The sequence below is a fragment of the Brevibacterium moorei genome, assembly GCF_024580735.1.
GTDB classification, from domain to species: Bacteria; Actinomycetota; Actinomycetes; order Actinomycetales; family Brevibacteriaceae; genus Brevibacterium; species Brevibacterium moorei.
Window position 1 is genome coordinate 104618 of the sequence record NZ_JANIJX010000010.1, and the last position, 10439, is coordinate 115056.

The 10439-nt window shown below is 67.6% G+C and carries 11 protein-coding genes and 1 tRNA gene; all 12 read left to right on the forward strand.

The genetic code is table 11. From position 1 onward, the window contains the following. Positions 1-13: 13 nt before the first annotated feature. The 12 genes from NQ034_RS08585 to rplA all read left to right on the forward strand — a co-directional run bounded on the left by NQ034_RS08585 (position 14) and on the right by rplA (position 10354). The gene (locus tag NQ034_RS08585) at positions 14-1708 is read left to right on the forward strand and encodes a class I adenylate-forming enzyme family protein (protein ID WP_257048286.1); all 1695 of its coding nucleotides are present in this window, start codon (positions 14-16) and stop codon (positions 1706-1708) included. Between the two features lie 5 nt (positions 1709-1713). Next, positions 1714-2967, forward strand: coding sequence for a beta-ketoacyl-[acyl-carrier-protein] synthase family protein (locus tag NQ034_RS08590; RefSeq protein WP_257048288.1), 1254 nt, complete (start codon positions 1714-1716; stop codon positions 2965-2967). A 49-nt stretch (positions 2968-3016) separates the two neighbouring features. After that, positions 3017-4510, forward strand: a complete 1494-nt coding sequence (locus NQ034_RS08595; RefSeq protein ID WP_257048290.1) for a mycothione reductase — start codon at positions 3017-3019, stop codon at positions 4508-4510. A gap of 10 nt (positions 4511-4520) precedes the next feature. Further along, complete coding sequence (locus NQ034_RS08600) at positions 4521-5345, forward strand: TetR-type transcription factor C-terminal domain-containing protein (RefSeq protein ID WP_257048291.1); 825 nt, start codon at positions 4521-4523, stop codon at positions 5343-5345. Positions 5346-5411: 66 nt separating this feature from the next. Next, entirely contained in the window at positions 5412-5861 is a 450-nt protein-coding gene (locus tag NQ034_RS08605) for an FAS1-like dehydratase domain-containing protein (RefSeq protein WP_257048292.1), read from the forward strand. Then, entirely contained in the window at positions 5854-6348 is a 495-nt protein-coding gene (locus NQ034_RS08610; protein WP_257048294.1) for a MaoC/PaaZ C-terminal domain-containing protein, read from the forward strand. Before NQ034_RS08605 ends, NQ034_RS08610 begins: the two co-directional genes overlap by 8 nt. Further along, the gene (locus NQ034_RS08615; RefSeq protein ID WP_257048296.1) at positions 6345-7502 is read left to right on the forward strand and encodes a UDP-N-acetylmuramate dehydrogenase; all 1158 of its coding nucleotides are present in this window, start codon (positions 6345-6347) and stop codon (positions 7500-7502) included. Before NQ034_RS08610 ends, NQ034_RS08615 begins: the two co-directional genes overlap by 4 nt. A gap of 181 nt (positions 7503-7683) precedes the next feature. After that, a tRNA-Trp gene (locus tag NQ034_RS08620) sits at positions 7684-7756 on the forward strand. Positions 7757-7831: 75 nt separating this feature from the next. Further along, positions 7832-8065, forward strand: a complete 234-nt coding sequence (secE, locus tag NQ034_RS08625) for a preprotein translocase subunit SecE (protein ID WP_257048297.1) — start codon at positions 7832-7834, stop codon at positions 8063-8065. Positions 8066-8103: 38 nt separating this feature from the next. After that, positions 8104-8994: a transcription termination/antitermination protein NusG gene (gene nusG / locus NQ034_RS08630; protein WP_257048298.1), complete on the forward strand. Its 891-nt coding sequence runs from the start codon at positions 8104-8106 to the stop codon at positions 8992-8994. 162 nt (positions 8995-9156) lie between these two features. After that, positions 9157-9594, forward strand: a complete 438-nt coding sequence (gene rplK / locus NQ034_RS08635) for a 50S ribosomal protein L11 (protein ID WP_257048299.1) — start codon at positions 9157-9159, stop codon at positions 9592-9594. A gap of 64 nt (positions 9595-9658) precedes the next feature. Then, positions 9659-10354 carry a 50S ribosomal protein L1 gene (rplA, locus tag NQ034_RS08640; protein WP_257048301.1) on the forward strand — a complete coding sequence of 232 codons (696 nt, stop codon included), beginning with the start codon at positions 9659-9661 and terminating at the stop codon, positions 10352-10354. Positions 10355-10439: the final 85 nt, after the last annotated feature.

The following is a 10439-nucleotide window of genomic DNA, read 5'->3' on the forward strand; positions in this document are numbered from 1 at the left end:
TTACAGTGAAACTATGGTATATAATCCTGGTATCTTTAGGTCGTATATCGACCATCACTTCACGTACATTGCGGGTTTCGACCGGAATGTCGCCCGCTATCACGATCGCCCCGCGCTGATCGATCCGGCAACCGGTGAGCAGTGGACTTATGCCCAACTGGGCCAACGCGTCGACCGCCTTGCCGCGGCGCTGCACGCGGCCGGGGTGGGCCGCGGCGACCGGGTGCTCTACCAGCTGTTCAACGGGCCCGAATTCGTCCTCGTCTACCTGGCGACCCAACGGCTCGGCGCGATCGACGTGCCCATCAACCACCGCCTGTCGGTGGGGGAGACCGCGTACATCCTGCAGGACTCCACACCCCTGGTCTACCTCTACGATGAGCGCCTGGCCGCCACCGCGGAACACGCCCTGGCCCGGTGGGGCGGCCGGCCCGCCCTGGTGGCCGTCGGCACCCGGACGCCCGATACCCACGGGCGGCTGGGCCAGACGGTGGGGTTCGAACAGTTCGTCTCCGGTGCCGCTGACCTCGCGGTCCCGGCCCTGCCGGCCGACTTCAGCACGTACGAGGAGACCACCCGTCTCTACACCTCGGGTACCACCGGCATGCCCAAGGGCGTGGCGCTGCCCAGCCTGGTCGAGGTGATGAGCGCCCACGACGTCATGATGCACTTCCCGCTGGGGCCCTACGACCGGACGCTGAACATGACGCCCTGGTTCCACCGCGGTGGCCTGTACTCGGGCGGGCCCAATCCCGTGTACTATGCCGGCGGGTCCGTCGTCCCGATGCCGGACTTCGACCCGGCGCTGGCCCTGGACTGGGTCGACGAATACGACATCACATTCCTCATCGGAGCCCCTGCCACGCTCGAGGCGATCGCCAATGAGCAGGAAGCCAGGCCGCGGCCCCTGCGCACGCTCAAGGGGATCGTGACGATGGGGGCGCCGCTGGACCGGGCCGCCGCACTGCGCTATCAGCGGCTGCTGACCCCGCGGATCTTCAACGGCTACGGGACCACCGAGACGTTCTGGAACACCTTCCTGCGCCCCGAGGACCTGCCCGAACACGCCGGGACCGCCGGCCGGGCGAGCACGGACGACGATGTGGCGGTGGTGCGCATCTACGAGGATCACCGGGCCGAACCGGATGAGCTGGTCGCCCGCGACAACACCGAATCAGGCGAGGTCATCATGCGCAGCCCCAAATCGGGCTTCGCCTATGTCAACCTGCCCGGGGTGCAGGAGGAGAAGTTCCACTCCGGCTGGCTCTACACAGGTGACATCGCGGTGTGGGACGCCGACGGATTCCTCACGATCCTGGGCCGCAAGGACGACATGATCATCTCCGGCGGGGAGAACGTCCATCCCGTCCAGGTCGAGGAGGCGCTGGCCCGCAACCGCGGCGTGGCCGATTCGGCCGTCGTGGGCATCCCCGATCCCACCTGGGGACAGAAGATCGTGGCCTTCGTGGTCCGCGCGCCCGCCGGAGCCCCCGGGGTCCCAGCACAGCCCGTCACCGCAGAGGACCTCGACGCCATGCTGCTGTCCGATGACAATCTGGCCGACTTCAAGCGGCCGCGCGGTTACCGGTTCGTCGACTCCCTGCCGATGACCGCCACCGGTAAGAAGGTGCACTACGAGGTCGCCCGCCTGGCGACCGAGGCCGCGGCGTCAGGGGATATCGAACTGCTGGGGTTCAGGAAGAAGTGAGGGGGATGGAGCGAATGGACGACGAGGACATCGTCATCACCGGGATCGGCGCGCTGACCCCGGTCGGAAACACCGCAGCGGACACCTGGAGTGCCCTGCTGGCCGGAACCAGCGGGGTCGGGCCGATCACGCACTTCGACGCCTCCCGGCTGGGCACCCGGATCGCTGCCGAGGTCAAGGGGTTCGATCCCGCGGAGCACCTGAGCGTGAAGAACCTCAAGCGGACTTCGCGCGCCACCCAGCTGGCGGTTGTCGCGGCACGGCAGGCACTGGCCGATGCCGGCCTGGACGCAGGTGTCGACTTGGGCGACGGAATGGCCGCGGGGGCGATCGTCAACAGCGCCGTCGCCGGCTTCCCGGAGATCCAGCGGGCCACCGAGGACCTGCACAGTGGTGGGCCCAGGGCCGTCAGCCCGATGTTCGTGCCCGCGGGGCTGACGAATATGCCGGCCTGCCAGATCGCCATGGACCTGGGCCTGCACGGTCCGGTCAACGCCAGTGCACTGGCCTGTGCCTCGGGCAACTACGCGTTGCTCGAAGCCGCCCACCACCTGCGCACAGGCGCCGCCGAGGTGATGCTGGCCGGCGGGACCGACGCCTCGATCACGGAGCCGATGTTCGCCGGTTTGGGCGCTATGCGGGCACTGAGCCCCGGTGTGGGCGACCCCGCGGAGGTCTCGCGGCCCTTCGACGCCGAGCGGACCGGCTTCGTCTTCGGCGAGGGCGCGGTTCTCTTCGTGCTCGAACGTGCCTCCCATGCCAGGGCGCGGGGCGCACGGCCCTATGCGCGCGTGCTGGGCGGAGCCCTGACCTCGGACGGGTTCCACGTCGTGGCGCCCGAACCGAGTGGCCGGTACGCGGCCGCCGCGATCTCCCGGTGCCTTGATGCATCCCGTCTGGCACCGGCCGACGTCGACCTGGTGGTGGCGCACGGGACCTCGACCAAGGCCAATGACCGCACGGAGACGGCGGCGCTCCACACCGCCCTCGGTGAGGCGGCCGGCGGGGTGCCGGTCAGTGCGCCGAAGTCCATGACCGGCCACCTGATCGGAGCGGCCGGCGCCCTGGCCGCGCTGGTGTGCATCATGGCGATCCGTGAGTCCCTGGTGCCCCCGACGATCAACTACCGGACCCCGGATCCGGAATGCGATCTGGACTATGTGCCCAATACCGCGCGCAATCTGCCGGTGCGCACGGCCGTGACCAATGCCTTCGGGTTCGGCGGACAGAACTGCGTGACCGCCTTCGGCGCGGTTTAGGCGGGGCCGCTGACGCCGTGTGGGCGGGCCGAGCCGGTACCGTGGTGTCATGGCTTACGAAGATCGGCTCACAGCGGACCAGCACTTCGACATCGCGCTCATCGGTTCGGGCTCTGGCAATTCGCTGCCCGGACCGGAGTTCGCGGACAAGACGATCGTCTACATCGACCGCGGGGTCGGCCCCGACCGGGTGTTCGGCGGGACCTGCCTGAACCTGGGCTGCGTTCCCTCGAAGATGTTCGTCCACACCGCAGACGTCGCGGCGACCCCGGCGGGCGCCGCGCGGTTGGGCCTCGCGGAGACCCTGGACGCGGTGGACTGGCCGGCGATCCGCGAGCGCGTCTTCGGTCGCATCGACCCGATCACAGCCGGCGGCCTGGACTACCGGGAGAACCACCCGGACAATGCGAACCTGACCCTGCTGCGTGGCACCGCGCGCCTGGCGGGGAGCGCCGCTGTGGGCGCGCCGGCCGCTTCGGCCACGGCGCCCTTTGTCCTGCAGGTGGCGCTGAACGACGGCGGTTCTCGCACGGTGAGTGCCGAGCAGGTGGTGTTGGCCGCCGGCTCGCGGCCGGCCGTTCCCGACATCCCCGGGCTGCGCGCGGCCGGGCCGTTGACCTCGGACACGATCATGCGCATCGATGAACTGCCGGAGAGTCTGCTGATTCTGGGCTCGGGCGTGATCGCCGTGGAGATGGCGCACATCTTCGGATCGCTGGGCGTCGAGGTGACCCTGGTGGCGCGCTCGGGCCGGCTGCTGCGGCAGCTGGACGAGGACGTCTCGGCAACTGCCACGGACGCTCTGGCGCACAGGTTTCACGTGGAACCGAACCTGCATACGACACGGGTCGAGCGGACTGGTGCGGGGATTCGGCTGGTGGGTGAGCGCGCCGGCGGGGAAGTCGTCTTGCAGGCGGCCGAACTGCTTGTGGCCACCGGGCGCACGCCCAATGCGGATCTGCTGGGTGCCGCCGAGGCCGGCCTCGACGTGCGCGCCGACGGCACGGTGGCCACCGACGAGTACCTGCGGGTGACCTCGGGCGGGTCCGTGGTTCCCGGCCTGTGGGCCCTGGGAGATGTGACCGACGGCAATCAGCTCAAACACGTCGCCAACCATCAACTGCGCTGTGTCAAGCACAATATGCTGCATCCCGATGAGCCGCGCAGCGCCTTCACGATGCCGGTGCCGCTGGGTGTGTTCACCGATCCACAGATCGCCTGCGTGGGGTTGACGGAGGCACAGGCGCAGGATCGGGCCGGCGATACCGGACTGGATGTGCGGGTCGGTCTGCAGTACTACAAGGACATCGCATATGGGTGGGCGATGGGGGACCCCGCCGGCTTCGCGAAGATCGTGGCCGATGAGATGGGCACCATCCTGGGCGCGCACATCATCGGCCCCGAGGCCACGACCCTGATCCAACCGCTGATCCAGGCCATGAGCACGGGGCAGCGCGCCCAGGATGTGGCGCGGACCCAGTACTGGATCCATCCGGCGATGCCGGAACTGGTGGAGAACGCACTGCTGCAGTTGCTCGACTAGCCTTAGGTGCATGAGCACCGAAACCCCCGCCAGCCTGGGCGCGCGCATCCGTGGAGCCAGGAGGGCCTCGGGCCTGACCCTGGATCAGCTGTCAGGGCGCCTGGGCCTGTCGTCAGCGACCCTGTCCCTGGTCGAACGCGACCGGGTCGGCGTGACGAGCCAGCGGCTGGCCGCGATCGCCGAGGTCCTCGGGACGACCCCGGCGGCACTGGAGGCCGGATCCGGGGCCGAGGCCGCGGAAACCGGTGAGGAGGCCGACGGGGGCACCCGCTCGTTGGTCATGCAGGCGGCGGTGAAGTGCATTGTGCAGTGGGGCTATCACGGCACGTCCATGCGCCAGATCGCTCAGACCGGTGAGGTCAGCGTGGCCGGGGTCTACCACTACTTCGATTCGAAGCAGGCGATTCTGGCCGCGATCAGCTCGTACACCATGGTCAAGCTGCTGCGGCAGATGGAGGTGACATCTGCCCGGTGCGCGGGGGAGGACCCCGTCATCAGGTTCCATGCGCTGGTCAAGACCATGGCGCTGTTCCACATCGAGGAGCGCGACATCGCGTTCATCGGCGCCAGTGAGCGGCGCAGCCTGGAGGAACCAGCCGCCTCGCAGAGCCTCAAGCGGCGCAGGCGGGCGCAGAGCATGCTGGACGTGGAGGCCGGACTGGCCGCCGCCCGCGGGGAGTTCCGCACACCACACGTGAAGTTCGCGGGTCGGGTGGTGTCGAATATGTGCACCTCCCTGGCCCAGTGGGTCAAGCCGGGGCAGGGTCTCAGCGCCGACGAGGCCGCTGGGCAGGTCGCCGACTACGCCCTCGAGGTGATGCGCGGGCCGCGGTAGTTCAGAGGACGTCAGGGCTCCCCGGTAGACTTCTGCGGTAGTAGACCAACCGATCAGGAGGGACTCATGGGAGTCAATACCGACCTGGAGGGCGCCAGCTTCGCAGCACCTGCGCCCTACCGTGTTTCGGCTGAGGCGATCGCGGCCTTCGCCGCCGCCACCAAGGCCACGCATCCCGCCCACACGGACCGTGGGGCGGCCCGCGCACTGGGGTATCCGGACCTCGTCGCCCCGCCCACCTTCGCGGTGGTCCCGTCCCAACGGGCGGAGGGACTCTACATCTCCTCCCCGGAATCCGGCATCGACTTCGACCGGGTGGTCCACGGACAGGAACAGTTCACCTACGTACGCCCGATCGTCGCAGGTGACGAACTCGACGCGGTCTGCCACGTCGACGGCATCCGGGTCGCCGGTGGCAATGCGATGATCACCACCCGCACCGAACTGAGCAGCCAGGGCGAACCCGTGGTCACCGTGACCTCGATGATCGTCGTGAGGGGAGACGACAATGCCTGAAACCACCATTGCGAACAACGCGCCCGCCGGCCCCGCCGCCGCGGACCTGAGCGTGGGCGAAGTCGTGCTCGAACGCACCATCGGCTTCTCCCGGGCGGACCTGGTCCGCTACGCCGGCGCCTCCGGGGACTTCAACTACATCCACTGGAACGAACGCTTCGCCCGCGAGGTCGGCCTGCCCAATGTGATCGCCCACGGCATGCTGACGATGGCCACCGTCGTCTCCCCGATCGTGCAATGGCTGGGCGATCCCGGCGCGGTGCTGGACTACCGTACCCGCTTCACCTCGCCGGTCGTCGTGCCCGACGCGGCCTCCGGGGTGCCCGAGGAACCCACCGCCTTCGTCAACATCGTCGCCAAGGTCGGCGCCCTGGACCCGGAGGCCGGAACCGCACGGATCGACGTGACGGCCACTCTGCCCGCGGATGGCGAGGCCAAGCCCGTGTCCGTGCTGGGCCGGACCCAGGTCAAGGTCGCCCTGCGATGACCGGGGATCGTCCGGCGCCGGGCACCTCTTCGACGGGGGGAACGGCTGCGGTCCCGGGGACTCTGGCAGAACTCACCACCTTCCACCTGGGCGGACCGCTGCCGGACTTGACGGTGGCCCACACGGCGGAGGACCTGGCGGACTTCGGGCGGGCCCATCCGCTGGACCCCTCTGCCCACGGTGATCCGGCCGTGCTGTTCATCGGCGGCGGATCGAACATCCTGGCAGGAGACTCCGGCTTCGCCGGCCCCGCCTGCCTGGTCGCGACCCGCGGCATCCAGGAGTCCGCACACGGGACCCGGACACTGGTGACCGCCCAGGCCGGCGAGGTCTGGGACGAGTTCGTCGCCTGGACCCTGGACCACGGTCTCAGCGGTCTCGAGGCCCTGTCCGGCATCCCCGGTACCGTGGGCGCGGCACCCGTGCAGAACATCGGAGCCTATGGGTGCGAGGTCGCCGAACTGATCGAATCGGTGCGCGTCTTCGACCGGGTGGCCGGCCAGGCACAGCGGCTGCCGGCGGAGCGCCTGCAGTTCTCCTACCGCAACTCACTGCTCAAACGGGCCGCCGCGGAATTCGGCGAGCCCCGCTACATCGTGCTGGAGGTGTGCTTCGCTCTGGAGCGGGGTCGGGAATCGGCGCCGGTGCGCTACGGGCAGCTGGCGGCCGAACTCGAAGTGGCGATCGGGCAGACGGCGGACCCGGCCGCGGTGCGCACCGCCGTGCTGCACCTGCGCGCCTCCAAGGGAATGGTGCTGGACCCGGCCGATCACGACACCTGGTCGGCCGGCTCGTTCTTCACCAATCCGATCGTCGCGCGCGACTTCGTCCTGCCCGACGGTGCCCCGTCCTATCCCGTCCACGACCCTCTGACCGGGGTGGTGGATCCGCAGGTGCAGAAGACCTCGGCGGCCTGGCTGATCGACCATGCGGGCTTCGCCAAGGGGTATGGACTGCCCCGCGCCGATGGCAGGCCCCCCGTCGCGAGCCTGTCGACCAAGCACACGCTGGCCCTGACGAACCGAGGCGCGGCGCGCACCGCCGACCTGTTGGAGCTGGCGCGCCGGATCCAAGCCGGCGTGCACGAGCGCTTCGGGATCGTGCTGGTTCCCGAACCGAATCTGGTCGGCTGCTCCCTGGACTCGGGGGAGTAGCCGGGCCGCCGGCCGGAATCCGCCGGTGCGCACAGCGCTGTGGTCAGGGCCACCTCGGCCCTGGTTCGACGTCGTGCCGAAAAGCCTGTATGCTTGAAAACCGTTGGCCCGCTGCGGGGATGCCCGAAAGGGGATTGTCGGGGCCGACGGTGAGCAGTCACCGACACGTCGAATGGCGTGAAGGGGCGTGGCGCAATTGGTAGCGCAACGGTCTCCAAAACCGTAGGTTGCAGGTTCGAGTCCTGTCGCCCCTGCTCAACCGACTCAATGCAGTTCGAACGATCTAGTGAGGTCCCGTGGCCGATTCCGCACATGCATCGGAAGTCAGTATGCCCGATGATAAGCGCCGCGGATTCTTCGGCCGGATCATCCAGTTCTTCAAAGAGGTTTTCGCCGAACTGAAGAAGGTCATTACCCCGACCCGCAAGCAGCTGCTCAACTACTTCCTCGTGGTACTGGCATTCGTCGTCTTCATGATGTTGTTGGTCACCGTGCTGGATTTCGTCTTCGGTAAGCTGGCGGGCACAGTGTTCGGCGGCGAGCCGATCTGGCCGCTGTTCTAAGCCGAGCGCGGCCACTCAACTCATAACAAGGAGATTTGGTGTCCCAGGACAGCTCGGAATTCGACAACCTCGCGCAGCCGCAGGACGACGCGGTCGAAGCGACCCCGGTCGCTGAAGCCGTCGCTCCGGAGGTCCCCGCGGACCCCACTCCCGCTCAGGATGCGCAGCCTGCCGAGCAGGCGCCGGAGGCCGAGGAGCCCACCGCTGAGGATGCACAGGCCGGGGAAACCGCGCCGGCTGACGCCGCCGAGGCTCCCGCAGACTCCGCAGCAGCCGATGACGTCGCGGCTGACGCAGCCGAAGAGGCTCCCGCCGAGGATCCGATGGAGGCCTACAAGTCCGATCTGCGGATGAAGGACGGCGACTGGTACGTCATCCATTCCTACGCCGGTTATGAGAACCGCGTGAAGGTCAATCTTGAATCGCGCGCCGTCAGCCTCAACATGGAGGACTACATCTTCGAGGTGCAGGTCCCCATGGAGGAAGTCACCGAGATCAAGAACGGCCAGCGCAAGAAGATCCGCCGCGTTCGCATCCCCGGCTACGTGCTGGTGCGCATGGAACTGACCGATGAATCGTGGGGCGTTGTGCGCAACACCCCGGGTGTCACCGGCTTCGTCGGCAACGCCTACGATCCCACGCCGCTGACCCTCGACGAGGTCTTCTCCATGCTGGCCCCGATGTTCGAAGAAGAGGTCGCCGAAGCCGCCAAGGCCGCGGGTGAACAGGCCAAGGCCGCAGCTCCCGCCGGTATCGAGGTCGACTTCGAGGTGGGCGAATCCGTGATGGTCAAGGACGGCTCCTTCGAGGGGCATCCGGCCACGATCCAGGAGATCCGCCCCGAGCAGCAGAAGCTGGTCGTGCTGCTGTCGATCTTCGAACGCGATGTGCCCGTCGAATTGGGCTTCAACCAGGTCGACAAGATCTGACCATTTGAGACTTGCCACACAAACGCGGGGCCAGGGTTTAAAACCCACGGCCCCGCGTGGAATAATGGTGTGGTTTGCTGCCTTGGGCCATCGGAATCCCAGGGTTGAAACTCCCACCGGCACACTGCAGTGGGACTCGTTTTAGAGATTAAGGACCGAAACATGCCTCCGAAGAAAAAGGTAACCGGCCTGATCAAGCTCCAGATCCAGGCTGGTGCCGCCAACCCGGCGCCCCCGGTCGGCCCGGCGCTGGGTCAGCACGGTGTCAACATCATGGAATTCTGCAAGGCCTACAATGCGGCCACGGAATCCATGCGCGGGAACATCGTCCCCGTCGAGATCACGGTGTACGAAGATCGTTCGTTCACCTTCGTCACGAAGACGCCGCCGGCCTCCGAGCTGATCAAGAAGGCCGCCGGTGTCAAGTCCGGTTCGGCCACCCCGCACACCGTCAAGGTCGGTCACCTGACCGAAGACCAGGTGCGTGAGATCGCCGAGACCAAGATGCCCGACCTGAACGCGAACGACATCGAGGCTGCGAAGAAGATCGTCGCCGGCACCGCTCGCCAGATGGGCATCACGACCGACATCGACGCCTGATCCAGGCTCAACTTCCGTGGTAGGGCCGGCGCGGCCCACACCACAACTGCAAGGAGATAAGCAGATGGCAAAGCGCTCAAAGGCCTATGAGGCCGCTGCCGAGAAGATCGCGGCAGACACTTTCTACGAACCGGCTCAGGCTATCGCCCTGGCCAAGGACACCACCGTGACCAAGTTCGACGCCACCGTCGAAGTTGCGCTGCGCCTGAGTGTCGATCCCCGCAAGGCGGATCAGATGGTGCGTGGCACCGTCAACCTCCCGCACGGCACCGGTAAGACCGCCACGGTCCTGGTGTTCGCCGCCGGCGACCGTGCAGAGGCAGCCCGCGCAGCAGGTGCCGACTTTGTCGGCTCCGATGACCTGCTGGAAAAGGTGGCCGGTGGCTGGACCGGATTCGATGCAGCCGTCGCCACTCCCGACCTGATGGGCAAGGTCGGCCGTCTGGGCAAGGTGCTGGGTCCCCGTGGCCTGATGCCGAACCCCAAGACCGGCACCGTGACGATGGACGTGGCCAAGGCCGTGTCCGACATCAAGGGCGGCAAGATCGAGTTCCGCGTCGACAAGCACTCGAACCTGCACTTCATCGTGGGCAAGGCGTCCTTCTCCGCCGAACAGCTGGAGGAGAACTTCAAGGCCGCGATGGAAGAGGTGCTGCGTCTGAAGCCGGCGTCCTCGAAGGGCCGCTACATCACCAAGGCCACCATCGCCACGACGATGGGCCCGGGTGTGCCGATGGACATCGCATCGCTGCGTGCGTGATCCGCGTGATCTGACCGGGTGAACTCCGATCTGCGGAACGGAGTCCCCAGGGGCCGGGGCCGCGGCGGGTGAGTGCCCTCCTCAC